Annotated in this window: 18 protein-coding genes; 9 read left to right on the top strand and 9 right to left on the bottom strand. The window is 71.6% G+C overall.

Annotation, left to right across the window (positions count from 1 at the left end):
* From ACFYQ5_RS32885 to rsmH, 3 genes are read right to left on the bottom strand one after another with little or no spacing between them, the layout of a single operon-like run.
* The gene (locus ACFYQ5_RS32885) at positions 1 to 1,989 is read right to left on the bottom strand and encodes a peptidoglycan D,D-transpeptidase FtsI family protein (RefSeq protein ID WP_389202927.1); all 1,989 of its coding nucleotides are present in this window, start codon (positions 1,987 to 1,989) and stop codon (positions 1 to 3) included.
* Between the two features lie 4 nt (positions 1,990 to 1,993).
* Entirely contained in the window at positions 1,994 to 2,536 is a 543-nt protein-coding gene (locus ACFYQ5_RS32880) for a septum formation initiator family protein (RefSeq protein ID WP_389202925.1), read from the bottom strand.
* 49 nt (positions 2,537 to 2,585) lie between these two features.
* Positions 2,586 to 3,551 (bottom strand): 16S rRNA (cytosine(1402)-N(4))-methyltransferase RsmH, encoded by a 966-nt coding sequence (rsmH, locus tag ACFYQ5_RS32875; RefSeq protein WP_014156740.1) that lies wholly within the window; start codon positions 3,549 to 3,551, stop codon positions 2,586 to 2,588.
* A 408-nt stretch (positions 3,552 to 3,959) separates the two neighbouring features.
* Between rsmH and ACFYQ5_RS32870 the strand changes: the two genes are divergently transcribed.
* The 4 genes from ACFYQ5_RS32870 to ACFYQ5_RS32855 all read left to right on the top strand — a co-directional run bounded on the left by ACFYQ5_RS32870 (position 3,960) and on the right by ACFYQ5_RS32855 (position 9,547).
* Positions 3,960 to 4,523 (top strand): beta-class carbonic anhydrase, encoded by a 564-nt coding sequence (locus ACFYQ5_RS32870; RefSeq protein WP_389202923.1) that lies wholly within the window; start codon positions 3,960 to 3,962, stop codon positions 4,521 to 4,523.
* A gap of 190 nt (positions 4,524 to 4,713) precedes the next feature.
* Positions 4,714 to 5,760 (top strand): AAA family ATPase, encoded by a 1,047-nt coding sequence (locus tag ACFYQ5_RS32865; protein WP_389202922.1) that lies wholly within the window; start codon positions 4,714 to 4,716, stop codon positions 5,758 to 5,760.
* The gene (locus ACFYQ5_RS32860; protein ID WP_389202920.1) at positions 5,760 to 7,130 is read left to right on the top strand and encodes a DUF58 domain-containing protein; all 1,371 of its coding nucleotides are present in this window, start codon (positions 5,760 to 5,762) and stop codon (positions 7,128 to 7,130) included. The genes ACFYQ5_RS32865 and ACFYQ5_RS32860 overlap by 1 nt, the downstream gene beginning before the upstream one ends.
* A complete protein-coding gene (locus tag ACFYQ5_RS32855; protein WP_389202918.1) occupies positions 7,127 to 9,547 on the top strand; it encodes a DUF3488 and DUF4129 domain-containing transglutaminase family protein in 2,421 nt (806 codons plus the stop codon). The genes ACFYQ5_RS32860 and ACFYQ5_RS32855 overlap by 4 nt, the downstream gene beginning before the upstream one ends.
* Before the next feature lie 205 nt (positions 9,548 to 9,752).
* Here ACFYQ5_RS32855 and ACFYQ5_RS32850 read toward each other — a convergent pair whose 3' ends face one another.
* The 3 genes from ACFYQ5_RS32850 to ACFYQ5_RS32840 all read right to left on the bottom strand — a co-directional run bounded on the left by ACFYQ5_RS32850 (position 9,753) and on the right by ACFYQ5_RS32840 (position 11,859).
* Positions 9,753 to 10,157, bottom strand: a complete 405-nt coding sequence (locus ACFYQ5_RS32850; protein WP_389202916.1) for a DUF3040 domain-containing protein — start codon at positions 10,155 to 10,157, stop codon at positions 9,753 to 9,755.
* A 301-nt stretch (positions 10,158 to 10,458) separates the two neighbouring features.
* Positions 10,459 to 11,217, bottom strand: a complete 759-nt coding sequence (locus ACFYQ5_RS32845; RefSeq protein ID WP_389202914.1) for a class I SAM-dependent methyltransferase — start codon at positions 11,215 to 11,217, stop codon at positions 10,459 to 10,461.
* Positions 11,218 to 11,319: 102 nt separating this feature from the next.
* A complete protein-coding gene (locus tag ACFYQ5_RS32840) occupies positions 11,320 to 11,859 on the bottom strand; it encodes an SAV_6107 family HEPN domain-containing protein (protein WP_389202913.1) in 540 nt (179 codons plus the stop codon).
* A gap of 170 nt (positions 11,860 to 12,029) precedes the next feature.
* Between ACFYQ5_RS32840 and ACFYQ5_RS32835 the strand changes: the two genes are divergently transcribed.
* From ACFYQ5_RS32835 to ACFYQ5_RS32815, 5 genes are all read left to right on the top strand, one after another.
* On the top strand, positions 12,030 to 12,806 hold the full coding sequence (locus tag ACFYQ5_RS32835) for an ATP-binding cassette domain-containing protein (protein WP_389202911.1): 777 nt from the start codon (positions 12,030 to 12,032) through the stop codon (positions 12,804 to 12,806).
* Entirely contained in the window at positions 12,778 to 14,865 is a 2,088-nt protein-coding gene (locus ACFYQ5_RS32830) for a YhgE/Pip family protein (RefSeq protein WP_389202909.1), read from the top strand. Before ACFYQ5_RS32835 ends, ACFYQ5_RS32830 begins: the two co-directional genes overlap by 29 nt.
* A 29-nt stretch (positions 14,866 to 14,894) precedes the next feature.
* Positions 14,895 to 15,506, top strand: coding sequence for a TetR/AcrR family transcriptional regulator (locus ACFYQ5_RS32825; protein ID WP_389202908.1), 612 nt, complete (start codon positions 14,895 to 14,897; stop codon positions 15,504 to 15,506).
* A 350-nt stretch (positions 15,507 to 15,856) separates the two neighbouring features.
* Positions 15,857 to 16,474 (top strand): DUF4126 domain-containing protein, encoded by a 618-nt coding sequence (locus ACFYQ5_RS32820; protein ID WP_389202906.1) that lies wholly within the window; start codon positions 15,857 to 15,859, stop codon positions 16,472 to 16,474.
* 31 nt (positions 16,475 to 16,505) lie between these two features.
* Complete coding sequence (locus tag ACFYQ5_RS32815; protein WP_389202905.1) at positions 16,506 to 18,002, top strand: phytoene desaturase family protein; 1,497 nt, start codon at positions 16,506 to 16,508, stop codon at positions 18,000 to 18,002.
* A gap of 34 nt (positions 18,003 to 18,036) precedes the next feature.
* Here the strand turns inward: ACFYQ5_RS32815 and ACFYQ5_RS32810 are convergent, their stop codons facing one another.
* The 3 genes from ACFYQ5_RS32810 to thiE form a co-directional block, all read right to left on the bottom strand.
* Positions 18,037 to 18,942, bottom strand: coding sequence for a hypothetical protein (locus ACFYQ5_RS32810; RefSeq protein WP_389202903.1), 906 nt, complete (start codon positions 18,940 to 18,942; stop codon positions 18,037 to 18,039).
* 51 nt (positions 18,943 to 18,993) lie between these two features.
* Positions 18,994 to 19,911 (bottom strand): methylenetetrahydrofolate reductase [NAD(P)H], encoded by a 918-nt coding sequence (gene metF / locus ACFYQ5_RS32805; RefSeq protein WP_389202901.1) that lies wholly within the window; start codon positions 19,909 to 19,911, stop codon positions 18,994 to 18,996.
* Between the two features lie 128 nt (positions 19,912 to 20,039).
* A complete protein-coding gene (gene thiE / locus ACFYQ5_RS32800) occupies positions 20,040 to 20,690 on the bottom strand; it encodes a thiamine phosphate synthase (protein WP_389202900.1) in 651 nt (216 codons plus the stop codon).
* Between the last annotated feature and the right edge of the window lie 37 nt (positions 20,691 to 20,727).

Here is a 20,727-nt window from a genome sequence, read left to right as displayed (position 1 = left end):
TTACTCGCCGGGATCGAAGGACACGGGAAGCCGGGCAGGATCGCTGCCGGACGGAGGTGTCTGGAGGGTCTTCAGGGCGAACTCCATGACCTTCTTGTAGATCGGGCCGCAGATCTGGCCGCCGAAGTAGCTTCCCTTGGTGGGGTTCTGGATCGCGCAGTAGACGGTGATCTGCGGGTCGTCGGCGGGGGCGAAGCCCGCGAAGGACGCGGTGTAGCCCTTGTAGACACCCCGTACGGGATCTACCCGGTTGGCCGTGCCGGTCTTGCCCGCTACCCGGTAGCCCTGGATGTGGGCCTTGGTCCCGGTGCCCTCCTCGTCGTCCACCACGGACTCCAGCATCCTGGCCAGGGTCTTGGCGGTCTTCTCGCTGACCACCCGGGTGCGCTCGGGTGCCTCGGACGCCGTGTAGTTGCCGTCCGCGTCCTTGGTGCCGCGGACCAGGGTCGGCTCGATCCTGACCCCGCCGTTGGCGATGGCCTGGTAGACCGACGCGGCCTGCATGGCGTTGAGCGAGAGTCCCTGCCCGAACGGGATCGTGTACTGCTGCGAGGTCGACCAGTCCTGGGGCTTGGCGATGATGCCGGGCGACTCTCCCGGGTAGTCGAGCCCGGTGGTGCTGCCGATGCCGAATTTACGCAGGTAGGAGTACAGGACCTTGTTGGCTTCGGCCTGGGTCTTCCCGAGCTGTCCGGTGGCCAGGATGGTGCCGATGTTGCTCGATTTGGCGAGGACGCCGTTGAGCGTGAGGTACCAGGTGGGGTGGTCGATGTCGTCCCTGAAGAGCCGGTCGCCCCGGTGCAGCCGGTTGGGGACGGTGACGTGCGTACCCGGCGTGGCCGCCCCCTCCTCCAGCACCGCGGCCATGGACATGACCTTGCTGGTGGAGCCGGGTTCGTACACGTCCTGGAGGGCCGCGTTGCCGAGGGCCGCCGAGTTGCTCTGCGCGAGGTCGTTGGGGTCGTAGCCGGGGGCGTTGGCCATGGCCAGCACCTCGCCGGTCCTCGTGTTCTGGACGACCACGTAGCCACGGTCCGCCTCGGACTTCTCGACCTGGTCGGCGATGGCGCGCTGCGCCGCCCACTGGATGTCCCGGTCGATCGTCAGCTCGACGTCGGTACCGGCGACGGCCGGGACCTCCGTGGAGCCGGCGGTCGGTACGGGACGACCGCCCGCCTGGGCGTAGCGGATCTTGCCGTCCTCGCCCTGGAGCTGCTTGTTCAGCTGTGACTCCAGGCCGCCGCCTCCCTTGCCTTCGGCGTTGACGAATCCCAGTATCCCGGCGGCGAGGTCCCCGTTCGGGTAGACGCGCCTGGTGGTGGACTCCTGGAGGACACCGGCCAGCACGTTGGCCCCGGGGCCACCGTTCGCCATGTCCTCGGCAGCCTTCTCCGCGAAGACCGACTTGAGGTCCTTGATCTGCTTCCAGACCTGCGGGGTCTGCCGCCGCGCCAGCACCTCGTAGCGGGTCTTGGCTGCGAGCTTCTTCGCCAGCTCCGCCTCGTCCTTGCCGAGGATCGGGGCGAGCAGGGCCGCCGCCTGCTGCGGGGCGTCCGGGGCCTTGCTCTCCTCGGGTGTGAACAGCTTCGGGTCGGCCGTGATGTCGTGCGCGTCGACGCTGGTGGCCAGGGCGATACCGCTGCGGTCGGTGATCTCACCGCGTTCGGCGGCGATCGTGTACTCCAGGTAGCGGTTCGCCTCGGCCTTGGCGGCGTACGTACTGGCGTCGACCGCCTGGACCTGGAGGAGCCGGACGACGAACGCCAGCATGACGAGGGTCAGACAGAGGCTGATCAGCCGCAGCCGGGGGCGCGGACTGCCCAGGCGGATGGACTGCGGGGAGCCGCCGCGCCGCTTCCTGGCCGCCGGGCGCCGGGGACGCCTGGCCTCGGGACGGGCGGCGGGCCGGGGACGCCCCGATCCGCCGGCCGCGTTACGGGAGCGCGCGGGGCCGGGTACGCGGCGGCGCGGCGTTTCCTTGGACGGCACTGCGTCACCTGCCGGAGCTCGTCGGGGGCGGTGTGGTCGGGAGCGGTGTGGCCGGACTCGTGGTCGGCGTCGCGAGGGAAGGAGAGGGAGACGGCGTCACGGAGCCGGACATGGTGGCCGACCCGGCGGGCCCGGCCGGGTTCGTCTCCGGTTCGGGGGCCGCGGTCGGGGAGGGCTGCGCGGTGGCCCGCTCGGGCACTCCGCGCACCGTGCCGTCCGGGTCCAGAAAGGCGGGGCTGCCGCCGGGCACCATGCCGAGCTCCCTGGCCCGGCGCTCCAGGGCGTCGGGTTCGGAATAGCTGTCGACGTCCCGCTGGAGGGCCTGCTGCTCGTCGGTGAGTTCGGTGGTCTCCCGCTCCAGCTTGCTCAGCCTGAACGATCCTTCGTTGAGCGCCGAGTTCAGCAGCAGGAGCGAGATCAGGCCACCCGCGAGCAGCAGCACGACCAGCAGGACGAAGGGGGTACGGGCGGCGGTGCTCGGCCCCGACGGCATCAGCCGGGCGAGCCGGCCTGCCCGCCCCTTCATCTGCTCGGCCGTTGCGGTCACCGCTGCGCCACCGGCCCTTCGGCTGTCCGGCCGGCCCGGCGGGATCCGCTCATCGTTCCTCCTCGCGGATCCGCTGGGCGCCGCGCAGCCTGGCGGGGGCGGCGCGCCGGTTCTCGGCGACCTCCTCCTCGGTGGGCAGCTCGGCACCGCGGGTCAGCAGCTTCAGCCGGGGCTGGTAGCGCTCGGGGACGACGGGCAGTCCGGGCGGCGCCGTGTTGGCCGCACCGGCCGCGAAGACCTGCTTGACCAGACGGTCCTCCAGCGAGTGGTACGAGAGGACCGCGATCCGGCCACCGACGGCGAGGCTTCGCACCGCGGCGGGAACGGCCCGCTCCAGGACGGTGAGTTCACCGTTGACCTCGATGCGCAGGGCCTGGAAGGTGCGCTTGGCCGGATTGCCGCCGGTGCGCTTGGCGGCCTGCGGCAGGGAGTCGCGGATCAGCTCGACGAGACGGGCACTGTTGCTGAAGGGTTCCTTCTCACGTTCGCGCACGACGGCCGAGACGATGCGCTTGGCCTGCTTCTCCTCGCCGTACGCGCGCAGGATCCGTACGAGTTCGCCCGGCGGGTAGGTGTTGAGCACCTCGGCAGCGCCGATCCCTGTCGTCTGGTCCATGCGCATGTCGAGCGGCGCGTCCTGGGCGTACGCGAAGCCGCGGTCGGCCTCGTCCAGCTGCATGGAGGAGACACCGAGGTCGAACAGCACGCCCTGGACCTTGGGGATCCCCAGCCGGTCGAGGACCTCGGGCAGTTCGTCGTAGACGGCGTGCACGAGGGTGGCGCGGTCGCCGTACGGGGCGAGGCGCTCGCCGGAGAGCCGCAGCGCCTCCTTGTCCCGGTCCAGGGCGACCAGCCGGGCCGCGGGGAAGGCCGCGAGCAGGGCTTCGCTGTGCCCGCCGAGCCCGAGGGTGCAGTCGACGACGACCGGTGGCTGTGGCCCGGTCGCCTCCAGAGCCGGGGCCAACAGGTCCAGGCATCGCTGGAGCATCACCGGGACGTGTCGGGTCTGGCTCAAAGCGCCCTCTCAGGCTATGTCCCGTGTGGCCGCACATACGGCCTGGTCCCCGCCCGCCCGGAAGGGGAGGCCGGCCGGCGCCGGGGAAGAGGCGTCGGCCGGCCGACGAGCGGGAGAGGGCCGGGCCGCATGTACGCCGCACATCACGGGGAACTCGAAACATATAAAAATATGCAGAATGTGCAGGCGTGTCGGTAACTTCGCGTCACTTTAGTCCACCCTGCCATTCGATTGATTCCCGATCAACGAACCGGGCAGCGCGTCGCACCGCTGCGGTGGGCCGCGGACCTCACCCGGCCGGGCGCCTGAACGTGAGGCTTGTGGGTTACCTCACAACAAGGGCCGTTGATGTTCTTTGTCCCCTTCCACAACACGCCAGGAGCGGTCACGAACGCTAACGTCGTAGCCATGTCGACTTCTGCGCAGTCTTCCGCCGAGACCGGTTCACCCGCCTCCTCCACGGCTCGTTCCGGAGGGACCGTCACCGACCGCCTGGTCGAACTGAACACGCGCTACGCACAGGCGTTCCGCGACCCGGGCATGGACGCGCGGCCCGTACTGCACGTCGCCGTGGTCGCCTGCATGGACGCCCGCCTCGACCTCCACGACGCGCTCGGCCTGGAGCTCGGCGACTGCCACACCATCCGCAACGCGGGCGGCGTGGTCACCGACGACGTCATCAGGTCGCTGACCATCAGCCAGCGGGCGCTCGGCACCCGCAGCGTCATACTCATCCACCACACGAACTGCGGCCTGGAGTCGCTCACCGAGGGCTTCCGGCAGGAGCTGGAGCTCGAGGTCGGACAGCGCCCCGTCTGGGCGGTGGAGGCCTACTCGGACGCCGACCAGGACGTGCGGCAGTCGATGCAGCGGGTGCGCACCTCGCCGTTCCTCCTGCACACGGACGACATCCGCGGCTTCGTCTTCGACGTGACCACGGGCAAGCTGCGCGAGATTCTGCCCACCTCCTGAAGCACCCGACATACGGGCCCGCATCCGGCATATCGCACCCACTTATCCACAGGCGAGTGACACGAAGCGGTAACGGCAACAAGAATGCGGGTGTGACATCTCTCCGGGTCCTCCGGAGAGTGTCCGTATTTCAGGGCGGGCCGGGCAGCTTTGTGCGTCGGCCCGTGCACAAGGGGCCGAGGAGGGCCGGGTGACGACCTATGACGATCGAGCGAGCCTCACAGATCTGACCACCACAGCCGAGCGGGTACGCAGGTCGGTCGAGGGTGTGATCGAGGGCAAGCCTGAGGTCGTACGGCTTTCGCTGACCGTGTTGCTCGCCGAGGGGCACCTCCTGATCGAGGATGTGCCCGGGGTCGGCAAGACGATGCTGGCCAAGGCGCTGGCACGGTCCATCGACTGTTCGGTGCGGCGTATCCAGTTCACACCGGATCTGCTGCCCTCGGACATCACCGGGGTCTCGATCTTCGATCAGCAGCGCCGGGACTTCGAGTTCAAACCGGGCGCGATCTTCGCCCAGATCGTGATCGGCGACGAGATCAACCGCGCGTCGCCCAAGACCCAGTCGGCACTGCTGGAGTCCATGGAGGAACGCCAGGTCACGATCGACGGCCACACCTACGAGCTGCCCGATCCGTTCATGGTCGTGGCCACCCAGAACCCGGTGGAGATGGAGGGCACCTATCCCCTCCCGGAGGCGCAGCGCGACCGCTTCATGGCCCGTGTGTCCATCGGCTACCCGAGCGCGGAAGCCGAGTTCCAGATGCTCGACGTGCACGGTGGCGCCTCGCCGCTGGACGACCTGCAGCCGGTGGCGCACGCCCACGACATCGTGAAGCTGATCGACGCGGTACGCACGGTCCATGTGGCCGAATCCGTCCGGCGGTACGCCGTGGAGCTGGTGGGCGCGACCCGTCAGCACCCGGATCTCAGGCTCGGGGCCTCGCCGCGCGCGACCCTGCATCTGCTGCGCGCCGCCAAGGCGTCCGCCGCGCTGGCCGGGCGGGACTACGCCCTGCCGGACGACGTCCAGGCGCTCGCGGTCGCGGTGCTCTCCCACCGGCTGCTTCCGACGGCGCAGGCGCAGCTCAACCGTCGTACGGCCGAGCAGGTCGTGCTGGACATCCTGCAGCGCACACCGGTGCCGACCTCGGGCGGCGCGGCTGCCCCCGCGCATCCCCAGCCCCTGCCCGGCGGTCCGGTGTACGGCCGGCAGCCCGGCGCACGGCGGCTGTGATGCCGGCCGGGGCACCCGGTCCTGTGGACGACAGCGACAAGGGCAGCCTGCGGGCGGCTCTGAGCGGACTGACGACGCGGGGGCGGTCCTTCCTGGCCGCCGGAGTGGCGGCGGCGGTCTGCGCCTATGTGCTGGGCCAGGGCGACCTGCTCCGGGTCGGCCTGCTGCTGGCGGTTCTGCCCCTGGTCTGTGTCATCGTCCTCCACCGCACCCGCTACAGGGTGTCCGGCAGCCGGTGGCTGTCGCCGTCCAGAGTGCCGACGGGTACGGAGGCGCGGGTCCATCTGCGCATGGACAACGAGTCCCGGCTGCACACGGGCCTGCTCATGTTGCAGGACCGGGTTCCGTACTTCCTCGGTCCCCGGCCCCGGTTCGTACTGGACCGGGTGGAGCCGGGCGGCGTACGGGAGGTGTCCTACCGGGTCCGCTCCGACCTGCGCGGGCGCTACCCGCTGGGGCCGCTGCAGCTGCGACTGAGCGATCCGTTCGGGATGTGCGAGCTGACGCGATCCTTCAGCGCCTACGACACCCTCGTCGTCATCCCCCGCACCGAGCCGCTCCCCGTCCTACGTCTGGCCGGGGAGGCCTCCGGTTACGGCGACGGCAGACAGCGTTCGCTGGCGCTGGCCGGCGAGGACGACATCATCCCGCGCGGCTACCGCCACGGTGACGACCTGCGCCGGGTGCACTGGCGCTCCACCGCGCGCTACGGCGAGCTGATGGTGCGGCGGGAGGAACAGCCGCAGCGGGCCGGATGCACGGTGTTGCTGGACACCCGGCGGATCGCCTACCGGGGGGCCGGACCCGGATCTGCCTTCGAATGGGCGGTGTCCGCGGCGGCGTCCGCCCTGATGCACATGCTGGAGCGTGGTTTCGCGGTGCGCCTGCTCACGGACGAGGGGAGTGCCGTGCCGGGTGAGAGCGCCGACGGCTTCGCCGGCTCGACCCAGGAGTCAGCGGACTCGGCGGGGCTGATGATGGACACCCTCGCGGTCGTCGACCACTCCGACGGGGGCGGTCTCTCCCGCGCGCACGACGTGCTGCGCGGGAGCAACGAGGGGCTGCTGGTGGCGTTCTTCGGCGATCTCGACGAGGAGCAGGCAGCGGTGGCGGCCAGGATGCGGCAGCGCAGCCGCGGGGCCGTCGCGTTCGTGCTGGACGGCGACGACTGGGCGCGTGGCGGATCCGCCGCGCCTCCCGCGCCGGCCTCCGAGCGCTTGCGCCTGCTGCGCGAAGCGGGATGGACGGCGGTGGCGGTGCCACCCGGGGCGGAGCTCGCCCGGCTGTGGCAGCAGGCGGGCCAGGAGGACTCCGGCGGGCAGTCCACCGCCGCCGGGACGACGACGGGGTTCTCCGGGGGTTGGTCATGAGCGGGCGTACCCGACTGGCGCTGAGCGCCTTCGCGGCCACGATGATGGCGGCAGGGGCCCTGCTGCCCCTGATCGAGACGTCGAAGTGGGTCCTGCATGCCGCGTTCATGCTGGCCGTTCAGTGCGGTGTGGGTGCGCTCGCCCGCCGGTTGCGTCTGGCACGGGTCCTGACGGTCTCCCTCCAGGTGCTCGTCACCCTGCTGACGCTGACCGTGGCGTTCGCCAGGGAGCACGCCCTGTTCGGTGTGCTGCCCGGCCCCCAGGCGGTCCGGCATCTCGCCGATCTGCTGAGCGCGGGCGCCGAGGACGTCAGCAGGTACGCCATTCCCGCACCGGCGACGGACGGCATCCGGCTGATGCTGATCGGCGGAGTGCTGCTGATCGGACTCACCGTGGACGTCCTGGCGGTGACCTGCCGCGCCGCGGCTCCGGCAGGTCTGCCGCTGCTCGCGCTCTACTCGGTCGCGGCGGGCCTTTCCGACGGCGGTGCGGGATGGCTCTGGTTCCTGCTCGCCGCGTGCGGCTATCTGCTTCTCCTGCTGGCCGAGGGCCGGGACCGGCTGTCCCGGTGGGGGCGGGTCTTCGGCGGTGTGTCCCGCACGTCGGGCGGTCTGGCGGCCGGCCTGGGCGGGGCCGGGTCCACCCAGGCGCCGGTGCGTACGGGGCGGCGCATCGGCGCGGCGGCGCTGGGCATCGCGCTGGCCGTGCCCGCGGCCCTGCCCGCACTGGACGGCGGGCTGCTGGGCGGCACCGGCGGCGGGTCGGGCAAGACAGGCGGCGGGGGCACGATCTCCGCGGTGAACCCGCTGGTCTCGCTGCAGAACAACCTCAATCAGCCGGAGAACCGGGAGGTGATGTCGTACCGCACCAACTCCGGGAGTCCGCAGGACTTCTATCTGCGCATCCTCGCCCTGGATCAGTTCAACGGCGGCGAGTGGCGTCCGTCGACCCGTCGCCTGAGCGACGTCCCGGACCGGCTGCCGCAGCCGGCGGGACTGGACGGGGATGTCGCCGTCACGGAGATCCGGACGAACATCACGGCATCACGCTCGTACCAGCAGACGTATCTGCCGCTCCCCTACCCGGCGAGCGAGGTGGACGTCCAGGGCCGCTGGCGGTACGAACCGGAGGGGCGCACCCTCGTCGGCGACGACGGCCAGACGACGCGCGGCGCGCGGTACGAGGTCAGCAGTCTGGTGGTGGAGCCGACGGCCGCACAGCTCGCCGCTGCGAGGCCGCCTCGTGCGGATGTGGCCCGTGAGTACACACGGGTTCCCTCGTCGCTTCCCGATGTGGTCGAGGAGACCGCCGAGCGGGTGACCGCGGGGTCCGCCAACGACTACGAGCGTGCCGTGAAGCTGCAGGACTGGTTCGCGTCGGAGGGCGGTTTCCGGTACGACACGACGGTGACGTCGGGGACCGGCACGGCGGCGATCGAGCGGTTCCTGAACGACAGGGAGGGCTTCTGCGTCCACTTCTCCTTCACGATGGCCGCGATGGCCAGGACCCTGGGCATCCCGGCGCGGGTCGCGGTGGGCTTCACGCCCGGCACGGTCCAGGCGGACGGCTCGGTCTCGGTCGGGCTGCGGGATGCGCACGCCTGGCCCGAGCTGTACTTCGAGGGCGTGGGCTGGACCCGCTTCGAGCCGACGCCCTCCCGGGGCAGCACTCCCGCTTACACCCTGCCGGACGCACCCTCCCAGGATCCGAGCGATCCCGCGCTGCCGGCGGACGGTGCCTCCGCGGCGCCCACGGCCGCCCCCTCCGCATCGGAGTCCTGCCCCGCGCAGATGCGCCTGCAGGGCGAGTGCGGTGCGTCCGTGGCTACCGGAGCGGCGGATTCCGACGATCCGGGCTCACCGGCGGGCGCGGTGATCCTGTGGGTGCTCGGCTCCCTGGTGGTGCTCACGCTCCCGCTGGTGCCGATGCTCTGGCGGGTACGGGCCCGCGGCCGCCGGCTCGGTTCCTCGGGCAGCCGTTCGCCCGCTGACGCGGCGGCCAGGGTGATGGCCGCCTGGCGGGAGATCACCGATACGGCCTGGGACCACGGCATCCCGCCGGACGAGTCGCAGACCCCTCGCAAAGCCGCGGCACGTGTCGTACGGCTGGGTGGCCTCGACGGACCGGCGGCCACCGCGGTCCACCGGGCGGCGGGGGCGGTGGAGCAGGTGCTGTACGCACCCGAGCCGGGCGCGGTCTCGGTATCGGCCGGGGATGTGCGGGCCGTCCGGGCCGCGCTGTCGGCGTCGGCCGGACGTTGGGGCAGGCTGCGGGCGGCGTTCGCGCCCCGTTCGGCCGTCCGGGTGGTCTGGGCGGTCTCGGAACGCCGGACGGAGATCGGCCGCCGCTGGTCGGACCGCACGGAACGCGGCCGCTGGGCGGCGCGGCTGCGCCGCCCGTCACGGCAGCAGGGCTGATCCCCCGGGGGCCGGCTCCCGGCCGGTCCCCAAGGGCGGAGGAAGGTCCCCGGGGCCCGGTGCCGTAGGGGAAACGCGTGAGGGGCGGTCGCTGTGATGCGACCGCCCCTCACGTGTGGGGTCCAGCGTCAAGTTCTCGGTGTGTGCGGTCCGCTTCCGGGGCCGGTGGCCGATCCTGCCCACCGCCGGCCGGGAAGCGGCATGCTCACTGGCCCTGTTCGTCGCGGCGGCGCTGCCACCGCTGTTCGATCCGGTTCATCATCGACCGGCGCTGCCTGGGGTGTCGGCTTTCGCCTTCGCCCCCGCTCGCACTCCCCGCCGGTTGCTGCTCACCGGGCTTCGGCGCCTTGCGCCATCCGGTGACCGCCAGCACGGCGCAGCCCAGCATGACGAGGAATCCCGCCACGCTGACCCAGGTCTGCTGGAAAACCATTCCGGCCATGAGGAGTGCGATACCCACCAGAAAACCGGCCACCGCCTGGTAGACCCGTCGCCGGGTGTACCTGCGCAGCCCGCTTCCCTCAAGCGCTGTAGCGAACTTGGGATCTTCGGCGTACAGCGCTCGCTCCATCTGCTCGAGCATTCGCTGCTCGTGCTCCGAGAGCGGCACGGAGTCCTCCTCGTCGTCGGCCGCGGGGGCGACCGGTATGCGGCCCTTCCAGGATAGGCAGGGATTCGCCCCCGTGAAACCCGCCCTCTAGCCATAGCCAGTCCGGACCGCCATTTCGGCTCGGCTGCTGAGGCGTAGATTCCCCGACCTCCGATCCGTCATGCCGGATGGTGTCACCCGATCATACGGGGCTCGCGGCGCGATCGGGTGTTCTAGGCCGTACTCCATCTGCAGCTGCGTTGCTGATCAGCCGTGCTGCCGTTGCTTTCGCGCCCGTACTCCGGTGGTGTCACCGCCCGGCTCAGGCGCGCTTCTCACCAAGAACGTGCAGCTGGGTCGCCACCGAGTGGAACGCCGGCAGTTCCGCGACTGCCGCCTCCAGCCGGAGGAGCTCCTCCATCGCGCCCGGTTCGGTGTCCACGAGAACGCCCGGCACGAGGTCGGCGAAGACCCGTACCCCGTGGACCGCGCCGACCTCGACGCCCGCGGCGTCGACCAGTCCGGTCAGCTGGTCGGCCGTGAACCTGCGGGGCACCGGGTCACCGTCGCCCCAGCGCCCGGAGGGGTCCGTCAGGCCGTGCCGGGCCTCGGCGAAGTGTCCGGCGAGCGCCCTGGCCAGGACGGCCCCGCCGAGGCCGGCGCCGAGCAGGCTGAGCGCACCGGACGGGCGGAGCGCGTCGACCGCGTTCCGTACGCCTTCGGCGGGGTCGTCCACGTACTCCAGGACTCCGTGGCACAGGACCGCGTCGTAGCCGGCGCGGTCCACCACTTCGAACAGGCCGAGGATGTCGCCCTGGACACCCTGGACCCGGTCGGCGACGCCGGCCTCCTCGGCGCGGCGCTCCAGCGCGAACAGGGCGTTCGGGCTGGGGTCGACGACGGTGACCCGGTGGCCGAGCCGGGCGACGGGCACCGCGAAATTGCCGGTGCCGCCGCCGGTGTCCAGCACGTCCAGGGCTTCCCTGCCGGTCGCCTTGACCCGGCGCTCGAGAGCGTCCTTGAGGACCTCCCAGACCACGGCGGTACGGAGGGAGGCGCGGGGGCGCAGCTGGTCCGACACGGCAGTTGACTCCTCGGCACGGTGCCGCCACGGACGGCGGAGCGTGAACAGTGCAGGTGATACGGGTGCTCTCCACCCTATGGCCTCGCACCGTCCTCGCGGTCACTCCGTGTCGGGCCGCCGCCCCGGGCCGTCCTTCCGCGGCTGCGGAAGGACGGGCTGGAGGATCAGCAGCCGCTCGACCAGGCGCAGGAACATGGCCGCGTCGCGCAGCAGATCGTCGGCGTCGCGGCTGGTCGCCGCGCCGGGTATGCCCGCCTCCGCCCGGGCCCTGCGCCGGGCCCCGGAGGCGAACAGGGCGCTCCACTCGGTGAGTTCCGGCGCGATGTCCGGAAGGACTTCCCAGGCGCTGCGGATCCGCTCCCTGCGGCGCCTGCTGGTCTCGGGCCGCCCGCGGGCGGCGAGCACGGCGGCCGCGGTGCGCAGTGCGGCGAGGTGTGCGGTGGCGTACCGCTCGTTGGGCACGTCGAGCACGGCGGCCTCGTCCAGGCCCGCGTGGGCCTGGACGAGCAGATCGAGTGCGGCGGGCGGCGCCGTGGCGCGGCGCGGAACGGGGTGGACGTCGGTTGCCGGACCGGTCGGTGACGGGGCAGGGCTGCCTGCGCGGCGCCGCGGGGCGGCGGCTGCGGACGAGCTGGCCATGACGAGCCTCCTGTCGTCGTGTGACGGCTCCGTGGCCGTATGTGTCCATGGTGACGGCCCCCACTGACAATCCCTCAGGACCCGCCTCCGACCAGGCACTTTTGCTTCGAGCGCGAGTTCGGGTAGGTTTTTTGCACTGACTGGTCAGTGCAACAAAATGGGGTGGGATCGTGGACAGCCCGCACGGGGTGGCGCTGAGCGCCGAAGACTTCGGACTGAAGGGGCCACGCGGCTGGGCCTTCCGGGGAGTGGAGTTCACCGCCGGTTCCGGATCGCTCGTCGCGGTCGAGGGACCTTCCGGATCCGGCCGTACGTGTCTGCTGCTCGCGCTCACGGGCCGGATGCGTTCCACTCAGGGGCACGCCGAGGTGGGCGGCGAGCGCCTGCCCGGCCGGCTCGCCGCCGTACGCGGGTGCAGCGCGCTGGGCCCGGTCCCCGGGGTCAGCGAACTGGACCCCTCCTTCACGGTCGCCGAGCACCTGCGGGAGCGTGCCCTGCTGCGGCGCCGCTTCGACGGTTCGCCGCGTTCCCTGCTACGGCCCCGCGCCGAACGCGCCGCCACGGCGCGGGCGACGATCGACACCGCGCTGGCGGCGGCGGGACTGGACCTGGCCGCTCTGCCCAAGGCCGAACGGACCTCCGTGCGCGACCTGGAGCGCCTGGAGGCCCTGCGCCTGTCCGTCGCCCTCGCCCTGATGAGCCGCCCGCGGCTCCTCGCCGTGGACGACACCGACCTCAAGCTCTCCGCCACGGACCGCTCGCGGGCCTGGGAGCTGCTGCGCACCCTCGCGGACGGCGGGACCACGGTGCTGGCCGTGTGCAGCGAGGCGCCCGAGGAAGCCCTCACCGTGCGCACCCGCCCGGCGGGCGAGGCGGAAACGCCCGCCGACGACACGACGACGGAGAAGGAGACGGCCGATGCGATCGCCGGAACTGGCCGCGCTTGAGCTGCGGAGGTTCGGCAGGGGCCGGATGCCGCGCGCCGCACTCGTGGCGCTCCTCCTGCTGCCCCTGCTGTACGGGGCGCTCTACCTCTGGTCGTTCTGGGACCCGTACGGGCGGCTCGACCGCGTCCCCGTCGCGCTGGTCAACGACGACAAGGGCACGAGAACCGGGGGCGAACGTCTCGCGGCCGGGGACGAGATCGCCGGCCGGCTGCTCGACTCCAAGGTCTTCGACTGGCACGAGGTCGGCTCCGCGGAGGCGGAGCGGGGCGTCGAGGACGGGACGTACTACCTCTCGCTGACCATGCCCGCGGACTTCAGCGAGCGAATCGCGTCGAGCGCCGGGGACTCACCCGGGACGGGCGCCCTTCAGGTCCGCACGAACGACGCCAACAACTACATCGTCGGGCAGATCTCCAGGACGGTCTTCGCCGAGGTCCGCAGCGCCGCTTCGGCCAAGGCCTCGCGCGGCTTCCTGGACCGGATCTTCATCGACTTCTCGGGTCTGCACGACGCGACCGCGAAGGCCGCCAAGGGGGCCGACGACCTCGAGAGCGGCCTCACGAAGGCGAAGAAGGGCTCCAAGGACCTCGCGGACGGTCTCAAGGACGCCAAGTCGGGCAGCGGCACGCTCTCCACCGGCATCACCGAGCTGGACAAGGGCGCGGGTGACCTGGAAACGGGGTCCCGGCAGGTCGCGGGCGGCACCCAGCTGCTCGCCGACAAGGTCAACGCGGTCGCGGCGGACGTACGCCCCTTCCTCAAGGACAACGGCAAGGCCATCGGGGACACCGCCCGGCTGGTCGCCGACTCCTCGAAGGCCGTGCGGGACAACCTCGGCCTGCTGGCCGAAGCGGCGCCCACCGCCTCGGCCGCCGCCCACACCGCATCCGACGACCTGGCCGAGGTGTACCGCCTCCGCTGCGAGGAGCAGCCACTGCCCGACCCGGGGATCTGCCCGCAGCTGCAGCGCGCCAGGACCGCGGCGGCGGATGTCGCGGACGTCTCCGACGACGTGAACGCCCTGGTCACCAACCAGAAGGGCGACCTGACGAAGCTGCGCGCCCAGCTGGCCGGCCTGGAGAAGCAGGCCGACGCCCTGGCGAAGCGTTCGCCGAATCTGGACACGGACCTGGAGTCCGCCGTCGCGCGCATCAACAAGCTCAACACCGGGGCGCACAAGGTCGCCAAGGGCGCCGACGCGCTCCACACCGGTCTCGGCACCGCCAGGACGGGCGCCGGGGACCTGAACACCGGCGTCAAGAAGCTGGACACCGGCGCCAAAGCCCTGAAAAGCGGTCTGTACCGACTGGGTGACGGCTCCGCGACGCTCGCCCAGGGCCTGAACGACGGCGTCGGCAAGATCCCCGACTACGACAAGGAGGACCGTGACGCCCGTACGGGTGTCATGGCCGACCCCGTGCGGCTGGCCTCCTCCTCGCTGCACGCGGCACCCAACTACGGCACCGGCTTCGCCCCGTACTTCATCCCGCTCTCGCTCTGGGTGGGCGCGATGGTGGCGTACATGCTGATCCAGCCGCTCAACCGCCGGGCGCTCTCAGCCGGCGCCCCGGCCTGGCGCATCGCCTTTGCGGGCTGGCTTCCCGTCGCCGCGATCGGTCTGCTCCAGGTCGTCGCCCTGATGTCCGTTCTGCACTGGCGGCTCGGTCTGGAGATGACGCACGCAGCCGGCACGATCGGTTTCCTCGCCCTGGTGACCTGCTGTTTCGCCGCGATCGTGCAGTGGCTGAACGCCCGGTTCGGCGCGGCGGGACGCATTCTCGTCCTCGCGGTGCTGATGCTCCAGCTGACCTCGGCCGGGGGCACGTACCCCGTCCAGACCAGCCCGGGCTTCTTCGGTGCGATCCACCCCTACCTGCCGATGACGTACGTCGTGGACGGGCTGCGCAGGCTGATCACGGGCGGCGGTCTCGGCCCGGTCTGGCAGGCGTGTGCCGTTTTGCTGGCCTTCACCGCGGGCGCCCTGGCGCTGACCGCGCTGTCCGCCCGCCGCAAGCAGGTGTGGACCCTGGACCGGCTGCATCCGGAGCTCAGTCTGTGAGCGCGCCCGGACCTGTGAGAATCGTCGGTATGGACAGCAGTAGCACCACGCGCCGCCAGGCCACCCGGCAGAAGCTCTACGAGGCGGCGGTGACCCTCATCGCGGAGAAGGGCTTCTCCGCGACGACGGTGGACGAGATAGCCGAGCGCGCCGGGGTCGCCAAGGGCACGGTCTACTACAACTTCAAGAGCAAGACCGAGCTGTTCGAGGAGCTGCTGCGGCACGGTGTCGGGCTGCTCACGCAGTCGCTGCGGTCCGCCGCAGAAGCGACGGACGCGCGCGGCGGCACCCGGGTCGAAGCGCTGGACGCGATGATCAGGGCCGGTCTGGTCTTCATCGACCGCTACCCGGCCTTCACCCAGCTGTACGTCGCCGAACTCTGGCGCACCAACCGTGCCTGGCAGTCGACCCTCCTGGTGCTGCGCCAGGAGGCCGTCGCCGTCGTCGAGGAGGTGCTCCGGGAGGGCGTCGCGGGCGGTGAGCTCAGCGAGGAGATCGACATCCAGCTGACGGCCGCCGCGCTGGTCGGGATGGTGCTGGTGGCGGCTCTCGACTGGCAGGCGTTCCAGCCCGAGCGGACGATCGACGACGTGCACTCCGCCCTGTCCCTGCTGCTGCACGGCCGGGTCAGCGGGCGCTGAGAGCCCTGCGGTCCCCATACGCGAGAAACGCCGGTCCGGTGGAATTCGATCCCCCCGAATTCCACCGGACCGGCGTCCCGTACCGTCGCGGAGCCCTCCCCCGTGACCCCGTGTCCCCCGTGGTCCCGGAGCTCCGCGCCGTGCGCCCCCGTTCCGTCCGGGGTGCCGCGCCGTTCCGCCGCCCCGTGCCGGCGGTCCGGGCACCGCGCCCCTTCCGTGGTCTCCACTCTTCCGTCTGCGCAGGTGGGGGCCTATCCGCATCCCTACTCATCTCCCGTACTAGGTAGGGATACTCAGGCCTGTGCGGCCGTACCCACCGGGGCGGGGCCCGACTGGCTACGATCGCGTCCGTGTCCGTACTCCCCCTGGTGTTCACGAGTGGCTGGGCGAGCGGGATCAACGCCTACGCGGTGGTCCTCCTCTTCGGCGTCTTCGGCGCGACCGGCCTCTCCGACGAGGTGCCCGAGTCCCTGCAGCGCACCGATGTGCTCGTAACCGCCGGTGTGCTGTTCCTGTTCGAGGCGGTGGCCGACAAGATCCCGTACGTGGACTCGGCCTGGGACACGGCCCACACGGTGATCCGGCCCGTGTCCGGCGCGGTCGTCGCGGCGCTGCTGGCCGGCGAGAGCGGATCGCTGCCTGAGCTCGCGGCGGGGGCCGTGGGCGGCTCCACCGCTCTGCTGAGCCATCTGGTGAAGGCCGGCACCAGGATGGCGGTCAACACCTCACCCGAGCCGTTCAGCAACGCCGGGGTCAGCATCGCGGAGGATCTCGGCGTCGCCGGGATCATCACCTTCGCGGTCTTCAACCCGGTGGCGGCGGCCGTCGTCGCCGGAGTCCTGTTGCTGCTCGGCCTCGTGACAGTCCTCTTCCTGGCCTCCCGGATCCGCCGGTTCCTGCGCCGCAGGGCGCAGCGCCGCGAGGAGAAACGTATGGCCGGGGCGGGCAGGCGATGGCCTCACGACTGAAGTGTCGGTGGCACCCCTTAGGGTCACTGACATGGCACGAATTGCGGTGATCGGCGCCGGGACCGGCGCGATGGCGGCGGCCGCCCGGCTCTCCGTGGCAGGCCACCGGGTGACGGTGTACGAGCGGACGGAGACCTACGGCGGCTCGCTCGGCCGATATGCCCGTGACGGCTTCGTCTTCGACACCGGACCGGGGCTGTTGCATCTGCCCGCGGTCTACCGCGACCTGTTCGTGAAGACGGGCAAGGAAAGCCTGGAGCAGTGCGTCACGCTCACCCAGGTCGACCCGGCGAGCCGCCACCTGTTCGCCGACGGCACCGCGGTGTCGCTGCCCAACGCCTCACGTGCCGGAGTGGTCGGCGCGCTGGACCGCGCGCTCGGCGCGGGCGCCGGGGCCCGGTGGGGGGACTTCCTGGACCGTGCCGGCACCGCCTGGAACCGATCGCGGAGACCGCTGCTGGAGGAGCCTCTGCCCGAGGACCGGCAGGTGCTGGGCCGCGACCCCTATCCTTCGGTGCGCCTGCGCAGACTGCTGCGCGCCGCCCGGCAGGCGGGGACGGTGGCGGAGGTGGGCGCCTGGGAGCTGGGCGACCCCCGTCTGGCGGCCCTGCTCGACGGGTACGCCCTGTCGTACGGACTCGACCCGCGCCGCGCCCCGGCCGCCGCCGCCCTCCTGCCGTACATGGAGGAGACCTTCGGCAGCTGGTACGTCGCCGGGGGCATGCGCGCGCTGGCCGACGCGGTGTACGAGCGGTGCCTGGCGCGCAGGGTGGAGTTCGTCTTCGGCGCCGAGGCCGTCCGGGTGTCCGAGAAGGACGGGCGGGCGGCAGGGATCGAACTGGCGGACGGCGGGAGCGTGGAGGCCGATCATGTGGTCCTGGGCGCGCAGCCGTCGGCCGGGCTCCTGCCGGCAGGGGAGGAGCGGTCCGCCGGGGCGGACGGAGTTCCGGTGCCGGGCCGTTTCCTCGTCCTGCTGTCACTGCGCGGCGCCCGCGAGGCCGGCGCCGCGCATCGGACCGTGGTGCACACCGTGGACCCGGTCGCGGAGCAGGAAGCGGTGTTCGGCGGCCGGACGGTGGAGCAGCCGACGGTGACGGTGCTGCGTCCGGACGACCCGGCCACCCGCCCCGACGCGGAGCACGAGGCGGTGACCCTGACGGTGACGGTCGCACCGCACGGTCCGGTCGACTGGGCGGACGCGGCGCTGCGCGAGCGGTTCGCGGACGCGGTGGTCGGCCGGGCCGCCGAGGCGGTTCCCGGCCTCCGCGAGCGGATACTCCACGCCGAGGTGCGCACGCCCGCCGAGACCGCGGGTGACACGGGCGCCGAGGGCGGTTCGGTGCCCGCCCCGGCTCTGGCCGGGGCGGGGGGCGCATATCTGCACGCCGGGAACCGCACCCCCCTGCCGGGGCTGTATCTGGCGGGCGGCTGGTCGCATCCCGGCGGCGGGCTGGCCCACGCCGGGATGTCGGGTGCCCTGGTCGCCGGACTCGTCGTGGAGGGGGACGGCTTCCGCGGCTCCCAGTGAGCCGCGGAAGGTGCGTCGGCTGTCGGCCGGCAGGTCAGTAGCGGTACTGCTCGTTCTGGCCGGTGTCGTATCCGTTCCCGTACGGGGCCGGCTGGACGGGTGCTTCGGGCGGCATCGGGGGGTACTGGTCGTTCTCGCGCTGCTGCGGAACCCACACCCCGCCCGGCGGGGTGTCCGTGTACTGCCCGGCGTACGGGTCGGTGGGCTGCTGCCCGGCGCCGTAGGAGGCGCCGTTGCCGTAGTTGTCGTGCGCGGCGTACTGCCCGGTGCCGTTGGTGGTGTCCGTGCCGATGTAGGGGTCGGAGTAGGCCGCGTAGCCCGCCGGGTCGCTGCCGTGGCCGTACTGGCCGGCGTAGGTGCCCTGGTCCTGGTAGGTGTCCTGGCCCTGGTAGCCCCCCTGGCCGCCATAGGGATCCTGGGCTGGCTGCTGGCCGTAGCCGGTGTACGGGTCGTAGGCGGCGTACTGCTGCTGCTCGCCGTGCTGGTCCTGCCGGTCACCCCCGCCGGCCGGTGCGGGGTCGGTGTAGACGCCGTACTGTCCGGTGTCGTCCGGCAACGGCTCAGGTGCGTAGACCGCCTGGGGGGCGGCCTCCGCCTGCTGGGCGGAGGCCTCGTACTCCAGGTCGGAGACCTCGAGTGTGGGCTTCGTGCCGCCCGCCCTCCGGCGACGACGGCTCTCGCCGGGGCTGCCGCCTATGGCCCATCCCGTCGAGAAGCCACGCCTGAAGGAGAGCGTCACATACGTCTGGCCCGTCGCGAAGGCGATCGCCCCGATGATGATCACCAGCACGGAGGGGATCAGGACACCGAGGACCACGCCGAGGAAGCCCGCGAAGGCGAGCAGCCGCCAGCGCAGACGTGCCTTGTACTGCAGGAGCACCTCGCCCAGCAGCCACAAGGCCACTATGCCGAATGCGATGTAGAGGACCGTCCAGCCCACGCCCGCCCCCTCCTACGGCCACCGCCCCGGATCGTGGCGGGTACGGCCGGGTCACGACTGCTTGTGCAGTCCGAGATTCTCGTAGATCTCGAGTGTCGCCGTCGAGTTGTTGAGCGTGATGAAGTGCAGCCCCGGGACTCCCTCGGAGAGCAGTTTCGCGCAGAACTCCGTGGCGAACTCGATGCCAATGGAGCGTACAGCGGCCGGGTCGTCCTTGGCGGCGAGGATGCGTTCTTTCAGCGCGGAAGGCAGGGACGCGTTACTGAGCTGCGCGAATCTCTCCAGCTGTTTGACGCTGGTGAGCGGCATGACCTCGGGAATGACCGGAGTGTCGCAACCCGCAGCGACCACACGGTCACGCATCTGCAGATAGCTTTCCGGCTGGAAAAACATCTGGGTGATCGCGTAGTCGGCACCGGCGCGGCACTTGTCCACGAAATGACGGATGTCGGAGTCCCAGTCGGCGGACCGCGGATGCATTTCGGGGAATGCTGCGACGCCGACGCAGAAATCACCGGCTTCCTTGATCAGCCGGACGAGATCCGCCGCGTACCGCACGCCCTGCGGGTGCTCGATCCAGTCACCCATCGGGTCGCCGGGCGGGTCTCCCCGCACCGCCAGGATGTTGCGGATCCCGGCATCGGCGTACTGCCCGACCATGTTGCGCAGTTCGGCGACGGAGTGGTCGACGGCGGTCAGGTGCGCGACCGGGGTGAGCGTGGAGTCCGCGGCGATCTGCTGGGTCGCCCGGACCGTCCCGGCGCGGGTCGAACCACCGGCCCCGTACGTCACGGAGACGAAGCTCGGCCCCACCGCCTCGACCCGGCGCAGGGCGTTCCAGAGATTCCGCTCGCCCTTCTCGGTCTTGGGCGCCCAGAACTCGAACGAGAACAACGTCTCGCCGGTCGCGAGCATCTCCCCCACGGTCCGCGCGTGATCTGTCCTGGTGGAAGGTGTGCCAAGGGCCATACCGGGAGGTTAACCAGGGCCAGGCGGTACCCCAACCGCAGGGGGAGAATTGCCCGAAATGAGGAGGCTTTTGTCCACCCTTCGGACAGCCCTTCGCACAGTCGGCGCCCCGAGGGCCGGGCCGCCGTTCAGACGGCGCGTGCCCGGACGCGTCGCGCGAGCGCGGCGGCCGCCGCGCCCGGATCCGCCGCCTCGGTGATCGCCCGCACGACGACGACACGTCGTGCGCCGGCGTCCAGCACCTCGTCCAGATTGCCGGCGTCGATCCCGCCGATGGCGAACCACGGGCGCGCCGTACCGAGCGAGGCGGCGTAGCGCACGAGGCCGAGGCCGGGGGCGTGCCTGCCGGGTTTGGTCGGGGTCGGCCAGCAGGGGCCCGTGCAGAAGTAGTCGACGCCCGCCTCGGTGACGGCAGCGTCGACCTCGGCCTCGGCGTGGGTGGAGCGGCCGATCACGACGTCGCCGCCGATGACGGCGCGGGCGGCGGGCACCGGCAGATCACCCTGCCCGAGGTGCAGAACGTCGGAGCCGATGGCATGGGCGACATCGGCCCGGTCGTTCACCGCGAGGAGCGCGCCGTGGCGCTCGCAGGCGTCGGCGAACACCGCGAGGTGTTCGAGCTCCTCGGCCGCCTCCATGCCTTTGTCGCGCAGCTGGACGATGTCCACTCCGCTGGACAGCACCGCGTCGAGGAACTCGGGGAGGTCACCCTGCCGCTTGCGGGCGTCCGTGCACAGGTAGAGCCGGGCGCCGGAGAGCTGAGAGTGAGACGTGGACATGACGATTTCCCCCGTCGATGTGTCGATGGATCACTGA

Origin of the sequence: Streptomyces sp. NPDC005794 (genome assembly GCF_042871445.1) — a bacterium.
Lineage (GTDB): Bacteria > Actinomycetota > Actinomycetes > Streptomycetales > Streptomycetaceae > Streptomyces.
Note: the sequence above shows the minus strand (reverse complement) of the source record. Positions and strands in the feature narration are given on the sequence as shown.

Bases quoted from the DNA above. Each gene is read 5' to 3' on its own strand.
- ACFYQ5_RS32870 (WP_389202923.1), top strand. From the start codon at position 3,960: ATGTCGACTTCTGCGCAGTCTTCCGCCGAGACCGGTTCACCCGCCTCC.
- ACFYQ5_RS32860 (WP_389202920.1), top strand. From the start codon at position 5,760: ATGCCGGCCGGGGCACCCGGTCCTGTGGACGACAGCGACAAGGGCAGC.
- ACFYQ5_RS32855 (WP_389202918.1), top strand. From the start codon at position 7,127: ATGAGCGGGCGTACCCGACTGGCGCTGAGCGCCTTCGCGGCCACGATG.
- ACFYQ5_RS32840 (WP_389202913.1), bottom strand. From the start codon at position 11,859: ATGGCCAGCTCGTCCGCAGCCGCCGCCCCGCGGCGCCGCGCAGGCAGC.
- ACFYQ5_RS32830 (WP_389202909.1), top strand. From the start codon at position 12,778: ATGCGATCGCCGGAACTGGCCGCGCTTGAGCTGCGGAGGTTCGGCAGG.
- ACFYQ5_RS32825 (WP_389202908.1), top strand. From the start codon at position 14,895: ATGGACAGCAGTAGCACCACGCGCCGCCAGGCCACCCGGCAGAAGCTC.
- ACFYQ5_RS32815 (WP_389202905.1), top strand. From the start codon at position 16,506: ATGGCACGAATTGCGGTGATCGGCGCCGGGACCGGCGCGATGGCGGCG.
- metF (WP_389202901.1), bottom strand. From the start codon at position 19,911: ATGGCCCTTGGCACACCTTCCACCAGGACAGATCACGCGCGGACCGTG.
- thiE (WP_389202900.1), bottom strand. From the start codon at position 20,690: ATGTCCACGTCTCACTCTCAGCTCTCCGGCGCCCGGCTCTACCTGTGC.